Origin of the sequence: Pseudoalteromonas sp. MMG010, assembly GCF_018100905.1 — a bacterium.
Lineage (GTDB): Bacteria > Pseudomonadota > Gammaproteobacteria > Enterobacterales > Alteromonadaceae > Pseudoalteromonas.
The window spans coordinates 83661-109614 of the sequence record NZ_JAGJEG010000011.1 but is presented as its reverse complement, the minus strand read 5'-3'; the positions used below and the strand labels follow the sequence as shown (position 1 = coordinate 109614).

Annotated in this window: 24 protein-coding genes and 1 tRNA gene; 16 read left to right on the top strand and 9 right to left on the bottom strand. The window is 38.0% G+C overall.

Features of this window, described 5'->3' with window-relative positions; translation table 11 throughout:
• Positions 1-245: 245 nt before the first annotated feature.
• Positions 246-321, top strand: a tRNA-Phe gene (locus tag J8L70_RS12345).
• A 42-nt stretch (positions 322-363) separates the two neighbouring features.
• Here the strand turns inward: J8L70_RS12345 and J8L70_RS12340 are convergent.
• Positions 364-957, bottom strand: coding sequence for a cupin domain-containing protein (locus J8L70_RS12340; RefSeq protein ID WP_211055893.1), 594 nt, complete (start codon positions 955-957; stop codon positions 364-366).
• 252 nt (positions 958-1209) lie between these two features.
• On the opposite strand from J8L70_RS12340, the gene J8L70_RS12335 reads away from it, so the two are divergent.
• Genes J8L70_RS12335 through J8L70_RS12325 form a run of 3 tightly spaced genes read left to right on the top strand, consistent with a single transcriptional unit; the run spans position 1210 to position 6996 of the window.
• The gene (locus J8L70_RS12335) at positions 1210-2628 is read left to right on the top strand and encodes a TolC family protein (protein ID WP_211055892.1); all 1419 of its coding nucleotides are present in this window, start codon (positions 1210-1212) and stop codon (positions 2626-2628) included.
• Positions 2618-3916: an efflux RND transporter periplasmic adaptor subunit gene (locus J8L70_RS12330; RefSeq protein ID WP_211055891.1), complete on the top strand. Its 1299-nt coding sequence runs from the start codon at positions 2618-2620 to the stop codon at positions 3914-3916. Before J8L70_RS12335 ends, J8L70_RS12330 begins: the two co-directional genes overlap by 11 nt.
• Positions 3913-6996, top strand: coding sequence for an efflux RND transporter permease subunit (locus tag J8L70_RS12325; RefSeq protein ID WP_211055890.1), 3084 nt, complete (start codon positions 3913-3915; stop codon positions 6994-6996). Before J8L70_RS12330 ends, J8L70_RS12325 begins: the two co-directional genes overlap by 4 nt.
• Before the next feature lie 73 nt (positions 6997-7069).
• Here the strand turns inward: J8L70_RS12325 and J8L70_RS12320 are convergent, their stop codons facing one another.
• Complete coding sequence (locus J8L70_RS12320; protein WP_211055897.1) at positions 7070-7726, bottom strand: Crp/Fnr family transcriptional regulator; 657 nt, start codon at positions 7724-7726, stop codon at positions 7070-7072.
• Positions 7727-8000: 274 nt separating this feature from the next.
• On the opposite strand from J8L70_RS12320, the gene J8L70_RS12315 reads away from it, so the two are divergent.
• A complete protein-coding gene (locus J8L70_RS12315) occupies positions 8001-8234 on the top strand; it encodes a YgjV family protein (protein ID WP_211055889.1) in 234 nt (77 codons plus the stop codon).
• A 1-nt stretch (position 8235) separates the two neighbouring features.
• Here J8L70_RS12315 and J8L70_RS12310 read toward each other — a convergent pair whose 3' ends face one another.
• From J8L70_RS12310 to waaA, 3 genes are all read right to left on the bottom strand, one after another.
• Positions 8236-9915: an amidohydrolase gene (locus J8L70_RS12310; protein ID WP_211055888.1), complete on the bottom strand. Its 1680-nt coding sequence runs from the start codon at positions 9913-9915 to the stop codon at positions 8236-8238.
• A gap of 73 nt (positions 9916-9988) precedes the next feature.
• The gene (locus tag J8L70_RS12305; RefSeq protein WP_211055887.1) at positions 9989-10528 is read right to left on the bottom strand and encodes a DUF1415 domain-containing protein; all 540 of its coding nucleotides are present in this window, start codon (positions 10526-10528) and stop codon (positions 9989-9991) included.
• A complete protein-coding gene (waaA, locus tag J8L70_RS12300) occupies positions 10518-11804 on the bottom strand; it encodes a lipid IV(A) 3-deoxy-D-manno-octulosonic acid transferase (RefSeq protein ID WP_211055886.1) in 1287 nt (428 codons plus the stop codon). Before waaA ends, J8L70_RS12305 begins: the two co-directional genes overlap by 11 nt.
• 170 nt (positions 11805-11974) lie before the next feature.
• On the opposite strand from waaA, the gene J8L70_RS12295 reads away from it, so the two are divergent.
• Together J8L70_RS12295 and hldE are read left to right on the top strand one after the other, a co-directional pair.
• Positions 11975-12565, top strand: coding sequence for an SIS domain-containing protein (locus J8L70_RS12295; RefSeq protein WP_211055885.1), 591 nt, complete (start codon positions 11975-11977; stop codon positions 12563-12565).
• Entirely contained in the window at positions 12565-14004 is a 1440-nt protein-coding gene (hldE, locus tag J8L70_RS12290) for a bifunctional D-glycero-beta-D-manno-heptose-7-phosphate kinase/D-glycero-beta-D-manno-heptose 1-phosphate adenylyltransferase HldE (protein WP_211055884.1), read from the top strand. Before J8L70_RS12295 ends, hldE begins: the two co-directional genes overlap by 1 nt.
• 55 nt (positions 14005-14059) lie before the next feature.
• Here the strand turns inward: hldE and J8L70_RS12285 are convergent, their stop codons facing one another.
• The gene (locus tag J8L70_RS12285; RefSeq protein ID WP_211055883.1) at positions 14060-15607 is read right to left on the bottom strand and encodes a capsule assembly Wzi family protein; all 1548 of its coding nucleotides are present in this window, start codon (positions 15605-15607) and stop codon (positions 14060-14062) included.
• A 167-nt stretch (positions 15608-15774) separates the two neighbouring features.
• Between J8L70_RS12285 and J8L70_RS12280 the strand changes: the two genes are divergently transcribed.
• Positions 15775-16842 (top strand): glycosyltransferase family 1 protein, encoded by a 1068-nt coding sequence (locus J8L70_RS12280; RefSeq protein WP_211055882.1) that lies wholly within the window; start codon positions 15775-15777, stop codon positions 16840-16842.
• Here J8L70_RS12280 and J8L70_RS12275 read toward each other — a convergent pair.
• Entirely contained in the window at positions 16828-17553 is a 726-nt protein-coding gene (locus J8L70_RS12275) for a 3-deoxy-D-manno-octulosonic acid kinase (RefSeq protein WP_211055881.1), read from the bottom strand. The genes J8L70_RS12280 and J8L70_RS12275 overlap by 15 nt on opposite strands.
• Positions 17554-17682: 129 nt before the next feature.
• Here J8L70_RS12275 and J8L70_RS12270 point away from each other — a divergent pair, with 129 nt between their 5' ends.
• From J8L70_RS12270 to glpG, 6 genes are all read left to right on the top strand, one after another.
• On the top strand, positions 17683-18735 hold the full coding sequence (locus tag J8L70_RS12270; protein WP_211055880.1) for a glycosyltransferase family 9 protein: 1053 nt from the start codon (positions 17683-17685) through the stop codon (positions 18733-18735).
• Complete coding sequence (gmhB, locus tag J8L70_RS12265; protein ID WP_211055879.1) at positions 18732-19289, top strand: D-glycero-beta-D-manno-heptose 1,7-bisphosphate 7-phosphatase; 558 nt, start codon at positions 18732-18734, stop codon at positions 19287-19289. The genes J8L70_RS12270 and gmhB overlap by 4 nt, the downstream gene beginning before the upstream one ends.
• Positions 19290-19429: 140 nt before the next feature.
• Positions 19430-20626: a glycine C-acetyltransferase gene (locus tag J8L70_RS12260; protein WP_211055878.1), complete on the top strand. Its 1197-nt coding sequence runs from the start codon at positions 19430-19432 to the stop codon at positions 20624-20626.
• A 49-nt stretch (positions 20627-20675) separates the two neighbouring features.
• Positions 20676-21701, top strand: a complete 1026-nt coding sequence (gene tdh / locus J8L70_RS12255; protein WP_211055877.1) for an L-threonine 3-dehydrogenase — start codon at positions 20676-20678, stop codon at positions 21699-21701.
• Positions 21702-21800: 99 nt separating this feature from the next.
• Positions 21801-22118, top strand: coding sequence for a thiosulfate sulfurtransferase GlpE (glpE, locus tag J8L70_RS12250; protein WP_211055876.1), 318 nt, complete (start codon positions 21801-21803; stop codon positions 22116-22118).
• A complete protein-coding gene (gene glpG / locus J8L70_RS12245; protein ID WP_211055875.1) occupies positions 22115-22939 on the top strand; it encodes a rhomboid family intramembrane serine protease GlpG in 825 nt (274 codons plus the stop codon). The genes glpE and glpG overlap by 4 nt, the downstream gene beginning before the upstream one ends.
• On the opposite strand, the gene J8L70_RS12240 is transcribed toward glpG, so the two are convergent.
• A complete protein-coding gene (locus tag J8L70_RS12240) occupies positions 22936-23334 on the bottom strand; it encodes a flagellar basal body-associated protein FliL (protein ID WP_211055874.1) in 399 nt (132 codons plus the stop codon). The two genes, glpG and J8L70_RS12240, sit on opposite strands and share 4 nt — an antisense overlap.
• A 153-nt stretch (positions 23335-23487) precedes the next feature.
• On the opposite strand from J8L70_RS12240, the gene J8L70_RS12235 reads away from it, so the two are divergent.
• The gene (locus J8L70_RS12235; RefSeq protein WP_211055896.1) at positions 23488-24027 is read left to right on the top strand and encodes a chorismate lyase; all 540 of its coding nucleotides are present in this window, start codon (positions 23488-23490) and stop codon (positions 24025-24027) included.
• A complete protein-coding gene (ubiA, locus tag J8L70_RS12230; RefSeq protein ID WP_211055873.1) occupies positions 24024-24893 on the top strand; it encodes a 4-hydroxybenzoate octaprenyltransferase in 870 nt (289 codons plus the stop codon). The genes J8L70_RS12235 and ubiA overlap by 4 nt, the downstream gene beginning before the upstream one ends.
• 85 nt (positions 24894-24978) lie before the next feature.
• Here the strand turns inward: ubiA and J8L70_RS12225 are convergent, their stop codons facing one another.
• Entirely contained in the window at positions 24979-25863 is an 885-nt protein-coding gene (locus tag J8L70_RS12225) for a LysR family transcriptional regulator (protein ID WP_211055872.1), read from the bottom strand.
• Positions 25864-25954 lie beyond the last annotated feature (91 nt).

Here is a 25954-nt window from a genome sequence, read left to right as displayed (position 1 = left end):
CCGTTCGACTCGGTTAGTCGGCACCATTTATTTTGATAATTTGAAAGAAGAACTGACTTGTAATCAGTAACTCAATCAGGTTATCCGTTCGACTCGGTTAGTCGGCACCATTTATTTTGATAATTTGAAAGAAGAACTGACTTGTAATCAGTAACTAAATCAGGTTATCCGCTCGACTTGATTAGTCGACAGTATTTATTTAAGTTAAATGTTATTATTTAACAATTAACTAGCACAGTTTATGTGCCTCGATAGCTCAGTTGGTAGAGCAGAGGATTGAAAATCCTCGTGTCCCTGGTTCGATTCCGGGTCGAGGCACCATTTATTTTAAAGCCCTGCATTATGTGCAGGGCTTTTTTTTCTTTACTTTTCAGGTGGCAGCGCTGGACTTAATTGCATAATAAGCGCTTTATGTTGTGGAAACTGCGTTATAAGTAAATCGTGATAACCTAAAGTCATGTCTGCAAAATCAAACCCAGGTGAAACCGCTTCACTAATTAATGAGTAACCATGGTGCCCGCCAGGTACTATTTTTGAGGCTTTCCATGTCCCGCCCGGTACAGTTACTTGTAGCTGTTCTCCTGCTGCTAAATTTGTTCCCATTACAACAGTACTTAATACTCCATTTGGATCGATCAAGTAATATGTAATTGGATCGCCAAGTTGAAAGTAATGCACTATATCTGACCTATTTAAATGAAAGTGTCCAATGGGCGACTCTGCACTGAGTAAATAAAAAATAGAGGTCATCGAAAACCGCTCACCTTTTTGTGTTGTTATTGTAGCGGTATTATTTGCTTGATAGGTTCTTTTATAAAAACCGCCTTCAACATGACCTTTTAGCCCTAAGTATTCGATAACTTGTTCAGCAGTGTAGTTTTTTTGAGCATTGTGTGCATAATTGTACGGACTAAAAAAAGCCCCGCAGAATAACAAACACGTGAGTTGTTTAAGCATGAATAAGTTCCTATTATTTTACGATGAACACTGGAATATCTAAAATGGTTACTACTTTAAAACTACTTTTATTGGCACAACTTATTAAAGGTAATTAAGGTGTTAATTACAATGATAAATCGTTTTTTGTAATCTAACTTTGTATTTTGTTTACTCATCGTATACTTATGTAATGTTATGTAAAGTAAGTTGAGCAAAAGTTAGCAAAGTGATTGAATTACATTCATAAATGGGATTAATTTAGGTTTAATTATGATGTGGCCGTACAAGCCAACAGTATTAGCGATAGGGATGGCATTACTTAGTGGTTGCGTAAGTACATTCGCACCTTCAGAACGCAAGCAAAGTAACGATATCTTTCCTGAGCAATGGCAGCAATTAAAAAGTGAAACTGCACCTATTAAAGTTCAAGATGCATGGGTTGCTACCCTTAACACCCCACAACTTAATAATTTAATAGAAAAAGCATTAAATAATAATCAAGAATTATTACAAGCGCATTATGATGTGGCAATTTTAAAACAACAATTAATTGTTGCTGGCGCTGATTTATGGCCAAGTTTAGAATTGTCATCACAACTAGGTCGCAGTAAAGATAATCGCCCGGTTAGTTATAGTAGTAGTACTTCATTAAGTTTAGATCTCAGTTATGAGGTTGATTTATGGGGAGCTTTGTCTGACTCTAAACGTGAGGCAAGTTTAAACTACTTAGCGCAACAAGCCGAGTATGAGCAACAAAAACAGCAATTGGTAGCAGATGTTGTCATTGCATGGTTTGATTTAATTACTCAACAGCAACTTCTCGAACTATATAATCAACGTGAAACAAACTCGCAGCAAAACCTGGAAATAATTGAGTCGGGTTATAAGCAGGGCTTAAACGCCGCACTTGATGTGTATTTAGCTCGCAATGAGCTTAATTCAGAACATTCTCGTATTGCAACGCAAAAAGCCAATGTTGTTGATGCTGCTCGAACTTTAGAGCGGTTATTAGGTGAGTATCCTAAAGGTGCAATAAGTGCAAATGCAGAGCTCCCTGTTATTAAAGAGGCCTTACCTTTAGGTTTACCTTCGCAGTTAATAACTCGAAAAGCAGAACTTAAAGCAAGCTGGTATTCGTTATTAGCGAGTGATTCACTTTTAGCTTATACGCATAAACAGCGTTTTCCTAGTATTAATTTATCTGCAAGTTTAAGTGATCAAAGTAATGAATTAAGTGACTTACTTTCTCCATCTAGCCTTGCTTGGTCGCTTATAGGTAATATCTCTGCGCCATTATTTAATGCTGGAAAATTAAAAGCCAATGAAGAAATTGCTAACTTAGCTGTTAAACAGCAAGAGCAGCTTTATTTGCAAACGTTATATGATGCATTTAATGATGTTGAATCGGGGATCACTAATCAAGTGTCACTCACCGCACAGTATAAATCAACATTGTCTGCACAAGAAAATGCACAAGCGGCAGAAGAACTTGCTTTTGAGCAATATCAACGAGGTTTAGAGAGCTATACAACAGTACTTGAAGCTCAAGAACGTTCTTTTGACGCACAAAGCTCGTTAATCGAATTAAAAAAGCAGCTGATAGACAATAAAGTTAACTTACATGTAGCCCTCGGTGGCGATTACACTCAAGCCTCACAAGAATTAAAGAGCAATAACGATGAAAACTAAATTAGTAAAACTTTTGATTCCAACAGTGGTTATTGTGGCCACTATCATTATTGTTATGTTTATCAAAGGTAATCCACCAAAAGCCAAGCGATTTGGTTCTGCGCCAAAAGCAACAATTAGTGTTGCTGTTGAAACACTAAAAAAACAAGATTATCAAATAACGATCGATAGTTTTGGTACGGTAAAACCACACACGCAAAGCTTATTAGTTGCCCAGGCATCGGGGCAAATTATTGCAGTCAGTGACGACTTCAGAGAAGGGGGCTTTTTTTCTAAAGGTGAGGTGCTATTACAGCTTGATGATAGAGACCATCAAGCTGAAGTGAAATCGGCACAAGCCGCTTTACTTACCGCAGAGCAAGGTTTATTAGAAGAAAAAGCACGGGGTGAACAGGCTTTAATTGATTGGCAGCGTTTAGGAAATAAGCAGCAAGCAAACAGCTTAGTGCTAAGAGAGCCACAATTAGCAGCAGCAAAAGCAGAGGTATTATCTGCTCAAGCGGCTCTTGAAAAAGCACAGCTTGATTTAGAGCGTACAAAAATTACAGCACCTTATGATGGCCGAATCCTGAGTCGTAATGTTGATTTAGGACAGGTAGTCAATGAAAATTCTGAACTAGCTAGTATTTATGCTATTGATAGTGTTGAAATTCGTTTACCTATAAAAAACAAAGATTTACCATTTATACGTTTACCTGAACAATTTAGAGATGGCAGTAAAAAAGATCTAGATGCAACCGTTAAGTTCACTTCAGACCTAGTCGGAGAGCAAGTTTGGCAAGGTAAAATAGTCAGAACGGAAGGTGCCATTGATGAAACCGCACAGCAACTTTATGTGGTAGGCCAAATTACAGACCCTTATAAAGCCGGTAGAAATAATCAATACCCTGTTAAAGTCGGTCAATATGTAAAAGCAGAGATCACCGGTAAAGTTGTTCCTGATGCGTTAATTATTCCTAATAGCACTATTTATCAAGGAAGCTATGTATATATAGTTCAAGACAATGTTTTACAAAGAAAAGAAATTACATTCTTATGGCAAAATGCAAAATATGTGATGATTAAATCAGGTTTGTCAGCGGGCGATAAGTTAGTAACCACACCTCTTGGTCAGGTGAGTTCGGGTACTGCGGTAGATATTTTAGGTGAACCTAGTAAGCAAAAAAATAGCAGTAATAAATCACGCCCATCTCGCGAGCAGTTAGAAAAACAAGCGAAAGAGCAGGGCATTAGTGTTGAAGAGCTAATGAAGAAGCGTCGAGCTCAAAGGCAAGGAGGTAAACAATGATAGCTTGGTTTACCAAAAATCATGTTGCAGCTAACTTGCTCCTTATTACTATTTTAATAGCGGGTTTATTTAGTTTATCAACCAAAATACCTTTAGAAGTATTTCCTTCTTTTGAAACCGATATGATTAGCGTTAGCGTCAGTTTACCTGGTACTAACCCTGAAGATGTTGAGCAAGGCGTGACTATTCGAGTAGAAGAAGCGGTGCAAGATCTTGAAGGTATAAAACAAATATCAAGTCGCTCTTCAGAAGGGAGTGCGTCAGTTTCAATTGAAGTGGATACAGGTTACGACCCCAGAAATTTATTAGCGGATATAAAAAGCCGTGTTGATGCAATTAATACATTTCCTGCTGATGCAGAAAAGCCAGTTATCTCTTTAGCTGAACGTATTCGTGAAGTAATCGCAGTGACTATCGCTAGTGAGTATGGCGAAAAAGAAACGTTAGAATATGCCGAAAAGGTACGTGATGATCTTTTACGACTACCTGATATTACCCAAGTAGAATTAAGTGGTGTACGTGATTATGAAATTGCGATTGAAGTCAGCCAAGATACATTAAGACAATATAATTTAAGCTTAGCTGATATTGCTACTGCTATTTCTAAATCTAGCTCTGATATTTCTGCAGGTAATTTAAAAACCGAAGGAGGCGAGGTTTTAATTAGCTCTAAAGGTCAAGCATACCGAAAAGATGAGTTTGCTAAAATTGTCGTTAAAAATCAAAGTGACGGTACTGTTATTCGCTTAGGTGATATTGCTAAAATTAGTGATGATTTTGAAGAAACGCCAGTACGGACTCGTTTTAATGGTAAGCAAGCTGCTTTTATTGATGTATATCGAATTGGTCCTCAAAGTGCCATTGCGGTAGCGGATGCAGTAAAAAACTATATTGAAGAAAAACAAGCGACGTTACCTAAAGGGTTTTCTTTAAGTTATTGGGATGATGATTCAGAGGTGGTAAAAAGCCGTATTGCCACTTTAACCAGTAGCGCTTTGCAAGGCGGTATTTTGGTTTTAGCTTTATTAACATTATTTTTGCGACCTGCCATTGCGTTTTGGGTGTTTATAGGAATACCAGTTTCTTTTATGGGCGCATTTATTGCGATGCCAATATTTGGCGTTACTTTAAATATCATGAGCTTATTTGGCTTTATTTTGGTGCTAGGTATTGTTGTTGATGATGCGATAGTCACCGGCGAAAATGTATACACTCATTTTAAAACCGCAAAATCAGGGGAGCAGGCTGCTATTTTAGGTACTCAAGAAGTCGCAACTCCGGTTACTTTTGGTGTATTAACAACGGTTGCTGCCTTTTTACCATTGGCATTTATCGAAGGTGCGCGAGGGGCTTTATTTGCACAAATTCCGGTGATTGTGATTCCGGTTTTATTATTTTCGTTAATCGAGTCAAAATTTGTATTACCTGCTCATTTAAAGTATTTAAAACTACGCACAGAAAAAACAAAGTCTTCTAAATTAGAGATACTTCAACAGCGTTTTGCCGATGGCTTCGAAGGCGCTATCTTAAAGTACTACCAACCCATTTTAAGTAAAGCATTATCGAATAAATTCACTACTGTTAGTTTATTCATTGGGGTGTTTATTATTATTTTAACGATGATCACGAGCGGTTGGACTAAATTTGTATTTTTCCCTCGTATACCGAGTGAAACAGTGCGTGTTTCTTTAACACTACCGACTGGTACACCGTTTGAAGTGACAAATAAATACATTATTGATATGTCTGAAAAAGCGCAGCAGCTGCAAGATAAATATCGTGATGAAGAAACCGGTGAAAGTATTATTTTAAATATTTTGGCAACAACTGGCGGACGCGGTAGTGTATCAAATTCAGGATCAGTGCGATTTGAAATAACTCCAGCTGAAGAACGTGACTCTGATATAGGCTCACCTGAATTAGTGAGTGAATGGCGTAATTTAATTGGTGTTATACCAGGGGCTGAAAGCTTAACCTATAGAGCTGAAATTGGACGTAGTTCAGATCCCATTGATGTGCAATTGAGTGGAAAGTCGTTACAGGTTTTACAAGATGTATCTGAACATGTAAAAACCCGTTTAAGTACTTATCCTACGGTGTTTGATATTGCCGATAGCATGTCTGATGGTAAAGAAGAACTACGGATTGAATTAACAGATCAAGGGTATGCTTTAGGGCTTAATCGTGTTGATGTGGCAAGCCAAATAAGAACATCTTTTTACGGCTCGCAAGTACAGCGAATCCAACGAGGCCGAGATGATGTAAAAGTCATGGTTAGGTTACCATTAGATGAGCGTCGCTCAGTTGCTGACTTACAAAATATATTGGTAAATACGCCAACTGGCGGCTTGGTACCTTTATCTCACGTTGCTATTTTAGAGCCGGGTCAGAGTCCTTCAAGTATTAACCGTATAGATCGTTTCCGTACGCTTAATATTACCGCTGACATTGAGAAAGATAATACCAATATGACCGCTCTACAAGCTGATTTATCTCAATATCTAGACGAACTGATACAGCAATATCCAGGTGTTAATTATAAATTAGAAGGTGAAGCGAAAGAGCAGCGTGAATCATTTGGTTCACTTGGCTGGGCGTTAATGTTTGTATTTTTTATAATTTATTCGTTACTTGCGATCCCTTTAAAGTCGTATATGCAGCCTATTATTGTAATGAGTGTTATCCCTTTCGGTATGATAGGGGCAGTGATAGGACATTGGATTATGGGAATGAGCCTAACCATAATGAGTTTACTGGGTATGTTGGCTTTGATTGGTGTTGTTGTCAATGATTCACTGGTACTTGTTGATTTTATTAACAAAAAACGCAGTGAAGGGGGAAGTGTAATGGATGCAGTTAAATTAGCTGGTGCAGCACGTTTTCGCCCGGTAATGTTAACGAGTTTAACGACATTTATTGGTTTGATGCCTTTATTATTTGAAAAGGCGACTCAAGCACAGTTTTTAATTCCTATGGCTGTTAGTTTAGGGTTTGGTATTATATTTGCTACATTTATCACGCTTATATTAGTGCCTGTAAACTATATACTAATGCATCGCTTTCAAGGAATATTTAAGTAATTTACGTCACTAATTGACGTAAAGCAAAACGGGCCATGGTGTAAACCATGGCCCGTTTTTAATTTAGTACAAATTATAGTTGAGCAAAGCTATCGACATAATCACTTAATGTGTTTGTATCAACAGCGCAAAGTCCATCACTGGTGCGTACAACGAGACCTTTATCTACAAGCTCGGTGACAACACGCCTATAGGCTCGTTCTGTGGTAGCAAAGCGCTCTGCTTCGGCATTCACTGTAGGGTAGGCACGAAGTAATGTTGGGTTACTGTTTTCGGCTCTTAATAAACAATCTTTGGCAATATTATAACTAAGTGGCAATAGTAATTTATCTAAGTTTATTTTTTGATTTTCTTGAAATTTAGCGGCGATAGTTTGTGCTGTATAAAGACTTAGCTCAGGCTTATCTAATAACAAAGCGCGCCAGTGTTTTAGCTCTATCAAGTTATAGCTAACATCGCTAAAACAGGTCACTGTATAAATACAAGGATTGTTGTTTAGCGCTTCAATTTCACCAATTAAGGTGTTATTACAATCTAATTGCCCAAGCAATAAGCGTCTTCCATTGCCAACGTCATAGCTAAACGAAACGGTGCCACTGCGCACTAATATCAATTTGCTTAAAGGCTGATCTTGGTGAATTAGCACTTCTTTTTTTGATTGCTGATAACTACTTCCTGCAAAGGTAAGTAATTGCTCAACAAGGTAACTTGAAAAATGGTATTGAAACATCAACTAAGCTCTTCGGACAATTGTCCTATTTATTAAGGCTTAATGTCGTTAACATTAAGCCTTTAAGAATTTACGCTAACTTACTCGTTTTTACCTTCATTTCCTGTGTAATGATTTAAAAGTTTCTGGTATCACCAGCATGCTTTGGGTTTTAGTAAGTTAGCTTTTTTATTTTGTTACGCCAGCAAGTAGTGCAATAGCTGTTTATTGAAGGCAATAACACTGAATGTTAGCAAATATATGCAATGCTAACCTAAAGCCTAGGAGAGAACAATTGAGTTGGGAATATTTAGGCTATTTTGCTTCTGCATTGTTAGTTATATCGCTTACTATGAGCGATGTATCAAAACTGCGCTGGTTTAATTTATTTGGTTGTATTGCTTTTGCTTTATATGGTGTTGCTATTGAAGCAACTCCTGTCGCATTTACCAATGCTTTGTTAGCATTGGTAAATAGCTATCATATTATTAAGTTATACAAACCTACGAAAAGCCTAAATAATAAGTAATTTATAGTTTTTCTTCGCTGCGGTAACGTAATTCACCTGCAACCCATGTTTGCAGTACTTTTGTGTTATATATATCAGTTATTGGTGCTTTGAAGTAATCAGTATCAATAACAATAAAGTCAGCTAATTTCCCTTGCTCTAAACTTCCTAACTTAAATTCTTGATGTGCTGCATAAGCGCCACCTATAGTAAATGCACGTAATGCATCTTCTCTGCTAATAATTTCTTTTGCACGCCAGCCATTCGTAGGTAGCTGATTATGATCCATGCGAGTTATTGCCGAATACAAACCATCAAATGGGTTGGCAAGTTCTACAGGGTAATCAGATCCGGCAGCAATAACAGAACCCTGTTGTAAAAAGGTGTGCCAGGCGTATGCACCTTCGAGTTGTTTTTCTGTTAAACGTTGCTCTGCCATATGCATATCTGAAGTAGCATGAACCGGTTGCATTGAAGGTATTATTTTTAGGGTTTTAAAACGCGCTATATCGGTGAGGGTGACAATTTGTGCATGCTCTATTCGATTGCGTAGTAACCTTCCACCTGTTTTTTTAAACACATTTTCATAAGCATCTAGCACGACTTTATTTGCTTTATCACCGATAGCATGAGTGTTAGCACTAAAGCCATTTTTAAAGCTTTGGCTAAATAATGCTTCGAGCTGCTGTTGAGTTTCTAGCATTAGACCATAATGCGCTTTTCTATCAGCATAAGGCTCAAGTAGTGCTGCACCTCGTGATCCTAATGCACCATCGGCATAAACTTTTACGCTACGAATAGACATAAAATCGTGTAAGTCTTGATATCTACCGGCTTTTAGCATCATTGCTAAATCGGGGCTTGAGCCACTGAGCATTGCAACTATTCTGAGTGATAAATCTTCAGCTTCACCGCGTTCTTTATAAACTTCCCAAGTTTTTTTATCTATACCAGCATCGTGAGTCGATGTGATCCCTAAGCTAAGTAGGTGCTCACTTGCTTTGTTTAGAGCATTATTAATGCTTTGCTTTGAAGGGGGGGGCATATGTTGGGTGATTAATGCTTGTGCTTTATCGATAAATATTCCAGTTGGTTGCCCTAATTCATCTTTAATAATTTCGCCACCAATGGGGGCGACAGTATCAGCGGTGATCCCTGCCAATGCCATTGCTTTACTATTAACCCATACTGCATGACTATCAATGCGTGAAAGAATCACGGGTTTATCACTAACCACTGTATCTAACTGTTTAGCATTAGGGAATTGAGTGTTTTGCCAAAGTTCTTGATTCCAGCCTCGGCCAATGATCCAACCCTGCTTATTGTTTGCAAATTGTTTTAATTTATCAGTGATAGTAACAACTGATTTTGCGCCTCTAACATCAAGTTGTGATAAGTTATTACCTAAGCCTATGACATGGCCATGGGCGTCAATTAATCCGGGTAATAATGTATTGCCTTTAGCATCAATTAAACGAGCACCAGGGTAGCGACTTTTTAAACTATCATCACCGGTAGTGACCACTTTATTATCTTTTATTACTAAAGTAGAAAAGGACTCTATCCCCCCTTTATATAAAGGGGTGTAGCCATTGGCGTTAAATATAACGGTGTACTGAGCTAGGGCTAAGCTAGAGTAACCACACAGAATAAGTGCCATTACAGGTTGAATTATACTTAACAATAATTTGTTAAAAGACATGATAAACCTATTTTTTATTATAACTGTAATTAAAATAACAGAGTAAAAAAGGTTTATCTATGACTGCTGGTCGTTACTTTTTACAATTTAATAATAATTGTTGCCAAAAGTTAAGCCCTTTGCGGCGTGCTAAATTAATATTATGATCAGGAATTGATTCGGGCTCGTCGTAGTTATCAAGTGCTTCGCTCATACTCGCTTCACGTATTAAATGTAGAGTAGGGTATGGGGCTCGGTTTGTGTAATTAGCGGCATCTAAATCATCGCTATCGGCAAAAACATACTCAGGGTGAAATGTCGCTATTTGATATTTACCTTCAAATCCTTGCGCAACTAATAATGCATTGGCAATATCAACTAAGTCTAAAAAATCATCAAAATCACTAAATCCGGTATCGAATATGATTAATGTTGTTTCTCGGGTAGGATCGTTATCGAGCTCAGTACATTGTTCGAGCATGGTTAATACAGCATCATCTGTTGTTGTTGCCGTACTACTTACATAGTAAATACAATTATTTTCTACTTCTTTGCGAGCAAATGGGCAAAAGTTATATTTTACAATAACATTAGATACCCAATTACGGGTTTGTGAAATGGCTTTATTGGTCACGTTTTGACTCTAAAAATTGATTAATAAGGGCTAAGGTTTTATCTATTGCACCTTGGTTGTTTATTACGCATTGTGCGGCTTTCTTTCCTAAGATCTGACACGCTTTAGTATTGTTAGAGTAATTAACAAGCGCTGTTGCCAGCTCTTCTTCGTTGTGTACAATACAAGCACCTTTGAGTTTAATTAACTCAGGGTAAACATGATCAAAGTTATAGGTATGAGGCCCGCTGATCACTCCGACAGAAAAAGCGGCAGATTCTAATGGGTTATGCCCCCCTCGGGCAATTAAACTCCCCCCAATAAAGCTAATGTTAGCTGCTGCGTATAAACACTGTAATTCACCTAATGTATCGGCTAATAATACCGATTCATTTTGATAATTATTTTCACTGCGACGACTAAAACTCATTGTTTTTTGCGACAGTAACGCGGCGACTTTTTCGAATTGTTCGCTATGTCGAGGTGCAATAATTAATAAAGCATCTGGTTGAGTTTTTAATAAAATTTGATGCGCGGCAAGTACCTTTTCATGTTCTATTGGATGGGTAGAACCCGCAACCCAAATAAAACGTTGACTGTTATATTGCTGTTTAAGTACTTCTACAGTATGAATCTGCTGTGCTGTAGGTGAAATATCGAATTTAATCGAACCTGTAACATGACTTTTATCTTTGTTTAAACCAAGTGAAATAAAGCGCTTTGCATCGGCCTCGTTATGACTGGCTAATAGCGTAATAGAGCGCATTATGATGTGTGTGAGCTGCTCAACTTTTTGATAGCCTTTAAATGATTTTTCACTTAGGCGAGCATTAACGACCAACACAGGAATATTTTGCTTATGACTGTGTGCGATTAAGTTTGGCCACAGTTCGGTTTCTAAAATACACAGCGCTTGGGGGTTTACTCGTTTTAAAAATCGCGCACTCGCGCCTGAGAAATCAATAGGTAAATAACAGCTTTGTACTGTGTTTTTAAACTGAGCTTTAATTTGTTCTCGCCCTGTTGGGGTATTACAGGTAATTAATAAGTTTAACTCTGGGTGCGCCTGTTTTAGTGCGTTTATGAGTGAACTGGCTGCAAGGACTTCACCGACTGAGGCGCAATGAATAACTAAAGGACGTGTTGGTGTTTTAAATAACTGCTTACTGACAAAACCAAAACGTTGCATAAAATGTTTACGGTAAGCCGGATTTTTCTTACCACGTAAAACATATAAATAAAAAATAATAAGCGGGCTAATCAGTAGTAGCGCTAAAGAATAAAAAATACGAGCCATATTGAACTTTTATTAAGGTATGAGTGCCTAGTTTAACGCGGAAACTGATTTTTCTAAACATTGTTAAGGTAAAATTTAGTATGCCTTAGATAAAATACACACAACTAAATAAAATTATGAAATAATGGATTTAATTTTCCCTGCCATTTCAGTTCCAAGAGGAATTATTCATGTCAATTATCGATACCGTGGCAACGAGCTACCTTGAGAGTTTAAATCGCCATCAGGCTTTATTTGAAACAATGGAAGCTTATCATCAAGAATCAATACAGCTTTTAGAAGCATGCCAAAGAACTTTAAACGCCGGTGGTAAAGTTATTTGGTTTGGTAACGGAGGAAGCGCAGCCGACGCTCAGCATTTAGCTGCCGAATTTGTAGTACGTTATAAATTAGAACGTGGTCCACTTGCGGCTATTGCCCTGACCACCGACACCTCTATTTTAACAGCCCATAGCAATGATTATCATTTTGATACCGTGTTTGAACGTCAAGTTCAGGCATTATGTAAAAAAGAAGATTTAGTAATAGGATTAACAACATCAGGTACCAGTGCAAATATTAATTTAGCATTGGCAGCCGCGAATGATGTGGGCGCGTATACAGTCGCATTTACAGGGCGTGATGGTGGCAAAGTAAAAGACATCGCTAAACTGCCAATTATTATTAAAAATGATGAAACAGCGCGTATTCAAGAGGCTCATATGTTTATAGGGCACTGGTTATGTGAAGCCATTGATTTGGTTGTTGCGGAGCAGCAATAATGGATTTATCGCTATTAAAAAACTTATCGCAAGCACGTATTTTAGTTGTTGGCGATGTGATGTTAGACCGTTATTGGTATGGTGATACTGGACGTATTTCGCCCGAAGCACCGGTACCTGTTGTAAAAGTTAGTAAGTTTGAAGATAAAGCGGGTGGCGCAGCTAACGTAGCTAAAAATATCGCTCGTTTAGATGCTAAAGTAGGCTTGCTAGGACTTATTGGAGAAGATGAAAGCGGTATAATATTAGAGTCAATTTTAAAAGGCGAAAATATTGATTCGCAATTGGTCAGTGTATGTGATTTACCGACTATTTCAAAAATGCGAGTAATAAGCCGCCATCAACAACTTGTTAGACTTGATTTAGAGGAAATGTTTTCTGAGCAACACAGTCAATTGTTATTAAACCGCTTAGAATTAGTACTCGATGACTACGATTTTATTGTTTTTTCTGATTACAATAAAGGCTCGCTCAGTCTGATTCAAAAAATGATTTCGTTGGCTAAAGCGGCAAATAAAACGGTACTGATAGACCCTAAATCACCTGATTTACATTTATACAAAGGTGCGGATTACATTACACCGAATTTAAATGAGTTTAAATTAGCAGGCGGATTAACTGATTCTGAGCAAAGCTTAACCGAAAGTGCACGAGCGTTAATTAAAACAAATGGTATAAAAGCCATGTTATTAACTCGCTCAGAGCAAGGGATGTCATTAATTAACGCTGATGAAAAGTATGACTTTGCTGCCCAGCAACTTGAAGTCAGTGATGTGACTGGGGCAGGAGATACCGTTATAGCTACGCTTAGTGTTATGCTCGGTGCTGGTATGCAAGCAAAAGATGCCGTAGAAATTGCCAACTTAGCCGCAGGTATCGTGGTGAGTAAGCTAGGCGCTGCCACAGTATCGCCTGAAGAATTAAGTCAAAAGTTAGGTCAGTACTTACATACTAACGGCGAACACTATCAAACACCGTTCGATGATGTTTTGCAACATATTGAATTTGCAAAACAAAATGGTGAAAAAATCGTTTTTACTAATGGCTGCTTTGATATTTTACATGCGGGGCATGTCCGTTATTTAGCACAGGCAAAAGCGCGAGGAGATAGGTTAGTTGTCGGTCTTAATAACGATGATTCGATTTCTCGTTTAAAAGGCCCTGAACGGCCGATAAACCCATTAGATGAACGAGCGATGGTGTTGAGTGCTTTAGCATCAGTTGATTGGGTTATTCCATTTGGTTGTGTACAGGAAAATGATACGCCAGCAAAGCTTATTGAAAAAATAAGCCCTGATATTTTAGTTAAAGGCGGAGATTATACCGTGGAGCAAATTGCGGGGGCAGAACATGTGCTACGCCATGGCGGTAAAGTTGAAGTGTTGAGCTTTTTAGATGGGTGCTCTACTTCAAAAGTAATTAGTAAAATTAAAAGCTGAAAAACAACAGCGTAAAAAAGGGATAAAGCCTATGGCTTTATCCCTTTTTTATTGGCTAAAAATTGTATTCAAATTTAGCAAAAGCAGAGGTCGTGTTATCAATTGTGTCGTTTTTAGCTGCTAAGGCACCTAAAGTTAAGCGACCATCAAACTCCAGCATTCGATAACGAACTTCAAGCTGCTGGCTATGCTGTGCCGTTTTAGTAATTGAGTGACCTAAGTCGGGGTTATTGCTATAGCGATCTGAGTTGTCACTATTATAATCGATGTCACGTAACTTAACTTGCCAGTCATTACCATTGGTAAGTTGCCCTAAAACAGTCAGAACTAATGATTGTGTATCGTTATCAAAGGTCGATCCTATTGTACGGCCATGATAGCGGTAACCCGAATTGTAAGTGGAATGTTCGTAATAGCAGTTTTCTGTTGTTGAAGTAGCCGAGCAAGCAACGCCGGTATCAATATGCTCTAAATTGATTAAAATATTTTGTTTAAATAATCGTTGTGTCGTTTGTACGCCAAATAAGTAAGCTCTATCAACAGGCTTTATACCACCGGAGGTATCTTCACCAATTGCACTGGCATAAAAAGCGAAAGGGTGATTAAAAAATGTATCTGACCAACGAATATCAAAACCAGCCATTTGATTACCTAAACGAGTAATCTGTTCGCTATCACAGTCATCGGTGCCATCGACACATTCGCCACCACCGGTTACTAAATCAAAAAAGTCGCTTGCTGAACTTGGTTGGCCATCTCCTGCCCATTGCGCAGACCAACTCATGGCTATTTCTAATTGCTGTAACGGCCTAAAGTTTAAACGCGTACTCCATAATAATGCATTAGGCACGGCGCGAGATGATTCAAGTTGCGCCATTTGTGCGGTAAAACTCCATGGGCCTATCCAACTAAGCCAAGGCGTCGTAAAAGCATTACTTTTTTCGCGGGTAATACTCAATGCAGGTAAAGGTTTGGCGTTACCCGACATAATTAAACTATTATCAACACCCGGGCCCCAAAATTGTTCAACAGCGCCGGCTCTAAACACCCAATTACCAAGTCGATATGCTAAATAACTATGATCGAAAGAAGTGTCATCGCAGGAGGTGAGAGCGGGTGTTTGAGTGACGATATCGTCGGTGGTTTTATCTTCTGCTAAGCAGTTCTTTCCATCCGTTCTTCGGTTGATAGCGATTTTTGCTGCAACGTTTTCACCTAAGTATGTATATGCTGCGGCAATTTCTGATTTTTGTGTGTCTGTTGCACCAAAGCTTGTTGTCGATAAGGTGTTTGAAGCAATAAAGTTAGAAAATTGAGCACCATGCGTGCTTTGGTTCTCTGCTTTATAGCGGTGCTTCACTCGAAGGAATGCATCTTGTAAGTTGGCCGACACTGAAGCTGGTGCAATGTTGTTCAAGTCGTGGATAAAACTGTTCCACATTAATGGGTAAGTTGTTACAGGCGCTTGAATTATGCCAGCATCGGCGAGTTGTTGAATATCAGCTCTTAAACCGTAATCATCAGGTTTCACCCAAGGCTCTGCATAAACAGAGGTGCTCAATACGACAAAAAGTGAAGAAAGTAAGCATATTTTATTGCGCACAATTAAGGTCCTTTTTTAAAAACAGTGCTAAGTTTACCAATCAATGTTTACGAATGCAGTAATAAATAATTAATTCATGATTAAATGAATTATAAATCACTATTTTGCTATCGTAACTAAAGGAGGTGTTGTTATAATTTGCTAAAAATTGAGGAGTATAAATTTACATGGAAAAAAAACGGCTGCTATTTATACCCGTTTCATCTCCTAAAGGGGTGGGCGAATATATGCGTTCACTCGTGCTTGCTCAATCTCTGTCAAAGCAATTTACAGATTCGATAGAAATACAATTTATTCTCAATAAAAAAACGACTTATGCACACCGTTGTCCATTTAAAACCACGTTATTAGAAAAGTCAGCGACAAAAGATAACCCGTCTGTATATCAGGTAATTAGAGATTTTAAACCGGATATTGTGGTTTTTGATTGTGCAGGACGTGCTGGACAAATGAAAGTTGCTAAAGAAGTTGCGGCAAAAGTGATTTTTATTTCTCAACATAGTAAAAAGCGTGCGAAAGGCTTAAAGCTTAATCGTATTAACTTGATTGATGAGCATTGGGTGGTACAGCCAGAGTACTGTATAAAGCCGCTCTCGTGGCTTGAACGATTAAAGCTTAAATTATTCCCACTAACTCGCCCGCAAAATGTAGGCACTTTTATGTCATTGCCTAGCTCAGAGCATAATCAAAGTGTGCTAAGTCAGTACTCGCTAGAAGAAAAAAAGTATATTTTAGTGAACGCAGGCTCTGGTGGGCATTCGCAAAACGGAGAGCTGTGTGCGGATACTTACTTAGCCATTGCTGAAAACATAAGTAAGATAACTAAATTAAAGGTTGTGGTCGTTTACGGTCCGAATTACCCAAAACAAGCCTATTTTTCGACACAGGTAACTTGTTTATCATCAGTGGATAATAATTCGTTTATATCACTATTAAGTCAGGCTAAATGTGCGGTATTAAGTGGTGGAGATACAGTATTGCAAGCCATTGCCTTAAAAGTACCAACGGTGGCGTGTGCAATTGCTAACGATCAAGGTGCGCGCTTATCTCAGTGTGAACGAGTCGGGGCCGTGCGTGTTGGAGAGTTTTCAGTCAATGCGATGACTATGCAGGTCACCTCATTAATTGAAGAGCCAGCTTATCAAACTATGCTCAATAATTTAACTACACTTAATAGTGAACATAGTTTTAATACAATATATCAAGGTGTTGAGCGTTTATTAAAGACTAACTAAGCGTTGGTCATAATAATTAACTAACTGCTGCCAGTGATCTTTTTGCCAATGAAAATGGTGGTTCCGCCCTTGCTCTTTTATAAATGAGCGCGCAAGACGTGCCATGTTGTTTTGTTGCCATTTTTTATTTTGTTTTCGTATTTCACCACGATCAAAATCAATGATATAAACTTCCCCGTCACCATTAAATAAAATGTTATTGATATTTAAGTCTGCGTGGAAAACCCCGTTTGAATGAAATTGTGCGATAGTGTGTGCAATACGCTCAATTTCAGCCTCTGTTAAAGCACGTTCAATCAGTATATCTAATACGCTTTTTGCTTCAGGTATTGCTTGAGTTATAATGTCGCCACGATAAATTAAACCATTTTTAGTGACTTTAGCCGCTATGGGTAAAGGGACATTAAGTCCGAGCTTTATTAATTGGTGCATTAAATTAAATTCTTTATATACCCGCGTACTCTCAAGTCCTAAGTACAGGTATTGGTCAGTTAATAGCTTACCAATTAATCCCCCTCGCCAATAATGACGAAGTACAGCGTTGAGCTCCCCTTGATTAAAAAACCAAGCCGTAGCGCGGCCTTTTTTTGCGCCTATAATTTTATTTTGTTGTTGCCAATATTGCGCATCAAACCATTGCAAATTGACCCTGTCAGCATAGTTAGGATGACTTAAAGTAGTATGATTCCCTTGCACGTATTGTTTAAACATGGCTCACAAAATATAAATGACTAAAGGCGTTATATTAACGTGTTTTTACTCATAGTATAAGTACTTGCAATAGTGTGATTATAATTTAAGATCGTCTTCTATCCATAATTGCCTAGGAAGTTATATTCAGTGCCTAATTACTCATCTATTTGTATTTTAAGACTCAGTGCTATTGGCGATGTGTGCCATGGTGTGAGTGCGGTACAAGCAATTCAAAAACACTATCCAAAGGCTAAAATCACGTGGGTGGTTGGTAAAGTTGAGGCGATGTTGCTTGCTGATTTGCCAGGTGTTGAATTGATTGTTTTTGATAAAAAACAAGGTAAAACTGCCTATAAGCAGTTAAAGCAGCAATTTAAAGGTCAGTGCTTTGATGTACTGCTTAATATGCAAGTTGCCTTGCGTGCTGGTTTAGTTTCACGATGTATCCCTGCCAAGGTAAAAATAGGCTTTGATTGGGCTCGTTCGAAAGAATTACACAGTCTTTTTATTAATAAACGCATTGCCCGAGAGCAACAGGCACATGTTTTAGAGGGGTTTAAAGGCTTTGCTCAAGCTATTGGCGTTGATGATTATCAACCGTCTTGGCAGATGCCTTACTCTTTACAAGATGAAACCAAGGCAGAGCAGTTACTTGGTGATGAATATGTAAATAGTAAACTATTTGCAATTGCTCCAGCTGCGAGTAAAGCGCAGCGCAATTGGTTGCCAGAGCGATATGCAAAATTAGCCGATTATGCCCATAAAAAAGGCTTTAAAGTGGTTTTAACTGGCGGGCCAACTGAACTTGAAACTAATTTAGCTAAGGCAATTATAAATAATGCGACAGTGCCTATCTTAAATTTAGTGGGTAAAACAAAACTTAAAGAATTATTATGCGTATTAAAAAAATCGAGTTTATTACTTGCCCCTGATACAGGACCTGCTCATATGGCGGTGACGGTAAATACCCCTGTTATTGGTTTATATGCCCATTCAAACCCGGCTCGTACAGGTCCTTATTTATACCAAAACTATGTGGTTGAGGTTTATCATCAAAACCTGCTTAAACAAACCGGAAAAACAGCTGAACAGTTACCGTGGGGGACGCGGGTAAAAGGGGATGATTTAATGGCACAAATTACTACACAATCGGTTATGACTATGTTTGATAATGTGGTTGAAAAAGAGTTACTAGAATGAAGTTAAATAAAGCCTTGTTTTTAGACCGTGATGGTGTGGTTAATATAGATCATGGTTACGTATATCAAAGTGAGCAGTTTGAGTTTATAGATGGAGTATTTAGTACTTGTAAGGCATTTTATGATGCCGGTTATAAAATAATTATAGTAACTAATCAATCTGGTATAGGGCGTGGATATTACAGTGAAAGCGATTTTTTAGCGCTAACGCAGTGGATGAAACAGCGCTTTTTACAGCATCAAGTAAATATTACAGAAGTTTATTTTTGTCCGCACCATCCTACTAATGCGCAAGCGCCATACCTACAGCAGTGTAATTGCAGAAAACCAAAACCAGGTATGATTTTACAAGGGATCAAAGAGCATAATATAGACACTGAGAAAAGTATCATGGTTGGTGATAAACTCGGCGATATATTAGCGGCTAAAGCGGCAGATATTAATACCAGTGTATTGGTTAAATCAGGTAAAAGCCTTGATGAAAGTGCACTGAAAAGTGCTGATTATGTGTTTAATTCGATTGATGACTTAACACAGCTGCTTACGAATACTTAGCTAATTTACTTACGTTTATTTTACATTTTGCGATGAACTACAAAAAGTGCAATTTGTGCATTAAACTTTTACAATACCAGCCATATTAAGCAGTATTAATTTAAAAACTGCTTTCCCGTTCAATTAATTGGAGATCCCAAATGAGAGCATCTGCTTTTTTTAGCCAGCTACAGCAACAAATCGAAGACGTTAAAAGCGAAGGTTTGTATAAAAGCGAGCGTGTAATAACTTCACAACAGCAAGCTCAAATTGAAGTTGCTTCAGGCGAAAAAGTTATTAACTTTTGTGCTAACAATTACTTAGGATTGGCTAACAGCCCACAGCTGATAGCTGCAGCACAACAAGGGTTAGATGATCATGGTTTTGGTGTTGCATCGGTACGTTTTATTTGTGGCACACAAGATATTCATAAAACGTTAGAGCAAAAAATTAGTGCTTTTTTAGAAACTGAAGATACGATTTTGTATTCATCATGTTTTGATGCAAATACCGGCTTGTTTGAAACGATTTTAGGTGCTGATGATGCGATTATTTCTGATTCATTAAATCATGCCTCTATTATTGATGGTGTTCGTTTATGTAAAGCAAAACGTTTTCGTTATGCTAACAATGATATGCACGATTTAGAGCAGCAGTTAATTGCAGCCGATGCGGCAGGTGCTAAAACAAAATTAATTGCCACCGATGGTGTATTTTCAATGGATGGTGTTATTTGTAATTTAGCTGCTGTATGCGACTTAGCTGATAAATATGATGCGTTAGTTATGGTTGATGACTCTCATGCAGTTGGATTTGTAGGTGAAAACGGTAAAGGCACACCTGAGTACTGTAATGTGCTTGACCGTGTTGACATTATTACAGGGACGCTAGGTAAAGCACTCGGTGGTGCGTCGGGTGGCTATACATCGGGGAAAAAAGAAATTGTTGAATGGCTACGTCAGCGTTCACGCCCATATTTGTTTTCTAACTCGTTAGCGCCTTCTATCGTAACAGCGTCAATTAAAGTACTTGAAACGCTAGAAAATAGTGCAGAACTTCGCGATAAACTTTGGTCTAATGCAAAATATTTTAGAGAGCAAATGCAAGCTGCTGGCTTTACATGTGCAGGCAAAGACCATGCTATTATTCCAGTTATGTTAGGTGATGCTAAAGTTGCGTCGCTAATGGCTGATAAGCTGCTTGGTGAAGGCATTTATGTGACGGGATTCTCATTTCCGGTTGTACCTAAAGGCCAGGCTCGTATCCGTACGCAAATATCAGCAGCGCATAGCATTGAACAGCTCGACATTGCCATTGCCGCGTTTACTTCCATTGGTAAAGAAATGGGTGTGATTTAATTCTTATAAGCCAAAGGTGTACTTTGGCTTTTTTAGTTGAGTGTTAACAATGAAAGCATTATCAAAATTAAAAGCAGAACCGGGCATTTGGATGACAGATGTACCCAAGCCTGAAGTGGGCCATAACGATTTACTGATTAAAATTCGTAAAACAGCCATTTGCGGCACCGATGTCCATATATATAAATGGGATGAATGGTCACAAAAAACCATTCCTACGCCCATGGTTGTAGGCCATGAATATGTAGGCGAAGTTGTTGATATGGGTCAAGAGGTTCGTGGTTTTACTGTAGGTGATAGAGTCTCAGGTGAAGGGCATATTACATGTGGCCATTGTCGTAACTGCCGCGCTGGTCGTGTTCACTTATGTCGTAATACCACAGGGGTAGGGGTTAATCGTGAAGGGGCTTTTGCAGAATATTTAGTGATCCCGGCCTTTAATGCATTTAAAATTCCAGATAATATTCCTGATGAACTTGCTTCAATTTTCGACCCGTTTGGTAATGCAGTACACACGGCTTTATCGTTTGATTTAGTCGGCGAAGATGTATTAATCACTGGCGCAGGACCTATTGGTATTATGGCGGTAGCCGTGGCAAAGCACGTTGGTGCTCGCCATGTTGTAATAACTGATGTGAATGATTACAGACTAGAGCTGGCACGTAAAATGGGGGCAACTCGAGCTGTCAACGTAGCCACAGAAAAGCTTGAAGATGTAATTAACGAATTAGGCATGAGTGAAGGTTTTGATATTGGTCTTGAAATGTCAGGTGTACCGAGTGCATTTAACTCAATGCTCAATAATATGAACCACGGCGGAAAAATAGCAATGCTAGGTATTCCTCCTTCGGACATGGCGGTTGATTGGAATCAAGTAATTTTTAAAGGCTTAGTCATTAAAGGGATTTACGGACGAGAAATGTTTGAAACCTGGTATAAAATGGCCAGCTTAATTCAATCCGGTTTAGACTTAAGTCCAATTATTACGCATCAGTATAGTATTGATGACTTCCAAGCTGGTTTTGATATGATGATTTCAGGACAATCTGGAAAAGTTATTTTAAACTGGGATTAGGTTCAACATACCCAAAGTAGCGAGTATTTGGGGTTAGGGTTTAATTCTAATAAAGGCGACGTTGGTCGCCTTTTTATATTATTAATTAAAGAGATTTTCATGGCATTTAAACACATATCTATTGCACAAACATTTGAACTACTAGAAAAAGAAGAGGTAGTTATTGCTGATATTCGCGATCCTAATTCATATCAAGCTGGGCATATCCCTGGTTCTGAAGCGTTATCAAATACTAATATTGCTCAATTTATGATGGAAAAAGAATTCGATCAGCCAATTATTATTGTTTGTTACCATGGAATGAGCTCGCAAGGGGCGGCTAATTATTTGGTTGAACAAGGTTTTGAAGATGTTTATAGCATGGATGGCGGCTTTACCGCGTGGGAAGGCGCTTATCAGGAACATATTGAACGATGATAGAACTCGGTAGTTTAAATAATCCACGATTAGCACAAGGTTTTATCGATTATTTAAAAAGCGAAGGGTTTCATGGTGAATTAAAGCCCGCTCAAGATAATACGGTTATTATTAGTGTTGCAGCTGAGCATTTCCATCAAGTAAAGCCATTATGGGCTGAATTTGCACAAAACCCAAATCAAGAAAAATACCTACAAGCTTCTTGGCAGGTTGGCAGTAGTCATAATGCTTTGCACTATCAAGGGCAGCCACTTAATTTATTTTCACGCTTTAAAGCATTAAGTTGGTTAAATCAAAGTGTCAGTATTATTAGTATTATCGTCTATATCGCATTTTTAGCTGGTGGGTTTGAAAGTATATATAGTGCTTTACAATTTAATGCCACACGGCCTATTACATGGATAGCACCTGCGGTTGTGCATTTTAGCTTAATGCATATTGCATTTAATTTGGTGTGGTGGATGTCGCTAGGCGACACGATTGAAAAACAATATGGCAAACTAACATTGGTTGGCGTGTTTTTTATTAGTGCCTTATTAAGTAATTGGGCTCAATATTTAATGGTTGGCCCTAACTTTGGTGGCTTAAGCGGTGTTGTTTACGCTCTATTAGGGTTTTGTTGGATAAGTAGTCTATTAAACCCACAAAAGCCCGCTTTAGTAAGTCGTAGTACTATTGGCTTTATGTTGATTTGGCTCGTTGTTGGTTTTTTTGATGTGTTATTTATTGGTATGGCTAACTGGGCGCATTTAGCAGGGTTGGTAAGCGGTATGGCGTTTGCCTTAACCGCTCATCTTTTTAATGTAAAAACAAAAGCTTAATGGTATAAATATTTAGTGAACAAGACATCACGGATGATTTCTTGTCCTGTTTCTTCTTTTAGTAATGTTTTAAGTTTTGCTGCGCAAGTCGCTCTTATTTTTTCACGCCCAGCTAAAGATTTTATTTGCTCTTCTGACTCTTTTGATAAAATTTCAACGATAGCATCTCTAAGTAATGGAGTGTGATGTTCAACAATTGCGATATCTGCGGTGTTGTTAAGCATTAAATCAACAGTCACTCTAACATAGCCTAACTTCTTACTTGATGCTCCAATATAGTTGGCAATAATATCGGGTTCAAAGCCAAAATACCCCACATTTGATTGAGCGTGTAAGTTTGAGCTAAACAGCATGCTAAATAGTGATAAAACACCAGCAAAAATAATTTTTTTCATTTTAGTATTAATTCCATTAACTAATTACAATCAGTTTATACTTTATAGTGCTTAATAAATAGTAGTTACATGTTTTTATCACATAAAAACAGCGCTTTTTCAAATGCATTGGCAATGATATTATTACGCTGGTTTTTATTATACAGAGTACTTGTGATTAATTTTCCTGTTTCTATATCTGCTCAGTGGCATGATGCACATTGCGCAACAACTTTAAGTTCTCGCGAGCAAGAATGGCTCCTTGAACCCCATTCGTTAACAGCTAAATTAAAAGCTCACGCGTGCACTTTCTCGGTTAATGTATTAAACGAGCAACGTTTTATTTTAACACCGCAACAACAAGCGATGCTTAAATGTGAAAGCCAGTATGCGCTTAATAGAGAAGTTTTGTTGTTGTGCGATGAAAAACCGCATGTGTATGCACAAAGTTGGTTACCCGATACGGCTAATAATAATGAACTACATAATATGGGGGAGCGGCCATTAGGAGATGTGATTTTTCAAGATCCACATTTAAGCCGTAATAATATTGAATTTGCTCATTTTGAGAAACACCACCCCATGCAAAAAATAGTATCTCAGCTTAATCAACCAACAAGATCCTTATTAGGCCGTCGTAGTGTATTTTCATTGCAAAACTATCACTTTTTAGTGTGTGAAGTATTTTTACCAGAGGCGTATTTATACACATGAAATTAAATGCATTAGTGATTAAAAATATCCCTTATTACGGGCAGTTAATGCGCCTGGATAAACCCATTGGTATTTTACTTTTATTATGGCCGACCTATTGGGCTCTTTGGCTAGCAAATGATGGATTGGCGAGTTTACATAATTTTATTGTGTTTACTTTAGGCGTGGTTGTGATGAGAAGCGCAGGTTGTGTCATTAATGATTTTGCAGATAGAAAAGTGGATGGTGCTGTTAAGCGAACAGCAAAGCGCCCATTGGCTGCAGGGCATGTTTTACCAGGTGAAGCTTTATCATTATTTGTGTTATTGATTTTTTTAGCTTTTTTGTTGGTTATTACTCTGGGGCTTAACACTATTTTACTGTCGTTTGGGGCGCTTGCGTTGGCATTTACTTATCCCTTTATGAAACGCTTTACTCATCTTCCTCAAGTGGTACTCGGTGCAGCTTTTGGCTGGGCTATTCCTATGGCTTATATGGCCTCTACAGGCACAGTGCCTATGCAGGCTTGGTTGTTATTTGTTGCTAATGTACTGTGGACCGTCGCTTACGACACCATGTACGCCATGGTTGATCGCGACGATGATGTTAAAATAGGTGTAAAATCAACCGCAATTTTATTTTCTCAATTAGACCGCCATATTATATTTTTACTCAATGGCTGTTTTATTGGTTTATTACTTGCTATTGGTTTTCTGGAAAATTTAACATGGGAATATTTTATAGGGCTGAGTGTCGCAGTTGCTCTATTACTATATCAACAATGGCTAATTCGTACACGCGAACGTGAAACCTGCTTTAAGGCGTTTATAAATAATCATTATGTTGGAATGGCTGTATTTGCGGGGTTGTTCTTTTCTTATTGGTAAGCGTTAACTTAAAATAGCTAATACATTAAAACTTCATTATTGAGTTACTAAATGTGTTAGCTATCATAAATCATAAATCATAAATTTAATTATTTAGCGCTGCTGTTTTCTTAATCAAAGAGAGTAGGTGATTGATATGCTCACCAGATGAAACTTGTTGGCTAGTTTGTACAATTAGTTGCTCGTTTCCTAGCCCTTCGCTCGTTTTCAATTGTACTAAATCAGTATGCTCTGATACCGAGTTGGCATGCTCAATACTTGCAATTGCAAAGTGATCTGATTTAATTAACCCCGTCATTACCTGATCAATACTACCGACTTTAATCGAAGCTGACTTATTAAGAGAATCAATAGCTTCATTTAACATGCTTTGTACTTGTTTTGATTGTGAAAAACAACCAAATAACGGGTACTGATCTAAGTCTTGTTTACTAATATCATGTTTATGCGCAAGAGGGTGGTATTTAGAAACAAAAAGTATGAGTTGATCAGGCAAATGTATGTCACTACCAATATTATTAGTCGCTTGTGAACAAACACTAATGTCTATCTCGCCTTGCTGTAATTTACGAGTCAGTTCATGCTGATCTTGTAATTGCATTTCTATTTTTACATGAGGGTATTGGGCTAAAAATTGGCCACAAGAGATAGGAACAACACTGCTCGCGTTAGTGGTATAACCTATTACTAACTTTTCTTCGACAGTTCCGTTAGCAATTTTATAAATTCGTTTTTTAGTTTCTTCTAATTGAGCGAGGGTGTTTTTTGCATATTCTAAAAATAACTCACCTTCTTCGGTCAGCTTAACAGAACGTGTTGAACGCTTCACCAATTCGTGACCCATTTCATCTTCTAATGTTTGGATACTACGGGTAAGTGCAGATGTACTAATTTTAGTTTGCTCTGCTGCTTGCCTAAAGTGGCGCAAAACCCCTAATGCAACAAATTGTTCTAATTGTTCAAATCTCACTTTATAGTCCCTTTTTATAAGTAAGTCGCAATAATGCGAACAAATATCATAACTAAAAAATTGCACCAATAATTAAATTGAGTGTGCAAAG

Excerpts from the sequence above, each read along its gene's own strand:
- J8L70_RS12340 (WP_211055893.1), bottom strand. The coding sequence starts at position 957 with ATGCTTAAACAACTCACGTGTTTGTTATTCTGCGGGGCTTTTTTTAGT.
- J8L70_RS12240 (WP_211055874.1), bottom strand. The coding sequence starts at position 23,334 with ATGAAAAAAATTATTTTTGCTGGTGTTTTATCACTATTTAGCATGCTG.
- gmhB (WP_211055879.1), top strand. The coding sequence starts at position 18,732 with ATGAAGTTAAATAAAGCCTTGTTTTTAGACCGTGATGGTGTGGTTAAT.
- tdh (WP_211055877.1), top strand. The coding sequence starts at position 20,676 with ATGAAAGCATTATCAAAATTAAAAGCAGAACCGGGCATTTGGATGACA.
- ubiA (WP_211055873.1), top strand. The coding sequence starts at position 24,024 with ATGAAATTAAATGCATTAGTGATTAAAAATATCCCTTATTACGGGCAG.
- J8L70_RS12295 (WP_211055885.1), top strand. The coding sequence starts at position 11,975 with ATGTCAATTATCGATACCGTGGCAACGAGCTACCTTGAGAGTTTAAAT.
- J8L70_RS12335 (WP_211055892.1), top strand. The coding sequence starts at position 1,210 with ATGATGTGGCCGTACAAGCCAACAGTATTAGCGATAGGGATGGCATTA.
- hldE (WP_211055884.1), top strand. The coding sequence starts at position 12,565 with ATGGATTTATCGCTATTAAAAAACTTATCGCAAGCACGTATTTTAGTT.
- glpE (WP_211055876.1), top strand. The coding sequence starts at position 21,801 with ATGGCATTTAAACACATATCTATTGCACAAACATTTGAACTACTAGAA.
- J8L70_RS12275 (WP_211055881.1), bottom strand. The coding sequence starts at position 17,553 with ATGTTTAAACAATACGTGCAAGGGAATCATACTACTTTAAGTCATCCT.
- J8L70_RS12320 (WP_211055897.1), bottom strand. The coding sequence starts at position 7,726 with ATGTTTCAATACCATTTTTCAAGTTACCTTGTTGAGCAATTACTTACC.
- J8L70_RS12260 (WP_211055878.1), top strand. The coding sequence starts at position 19,430 with ATGAGAGCATCTGCTTTTTTTAGCCAGCTACAGCAACAAATCGAAGAC.
- J8L70_RS12280 (WP_211055882.1), top strand. The coding sequence starts at position 15,775 with ATGGAAAAAAAACGGCTGCTATTTATACCCGTTTCATCTCCTAAAGGG.
- glpG (WP_211055875.1), top strand. The coding sequence starts at position 22,115 with ATGATAGAACTCGGTAGTTTAAATAATCCACGATTAGCACAAGGTTTT.
- J8L70_RS12330 (WP_211055891.1), top strand. The coding sequence starts at position 2,618 with ATGAAAACTAAATTAGTAAAACTTTTGATTCCAACAGTGGTTATTGTG.
- J8L70_RS12310 (WP_211055888.1), bottom strand. The coding sequence starts at position 9,915 with ATGTCTTTTAACAAATTATTGTTAAGTATAATTCAACCTGTAATGGCA.
- J8L70_RS12325 (WP_211055890.1), top strand. The coding sequence starts at position 3,913 with ATGATAGCTTGGTTTACCAAAAATCATGTTGCAGCTAACTTGCTCCTT.
- waaA (WP_211055886.1), bottom strand. The coding sequence starts at position 11,804 with ATGGCTCGTATTTTTTATTCTTTAGCGCTACTACTGATTAGCCCGCTT.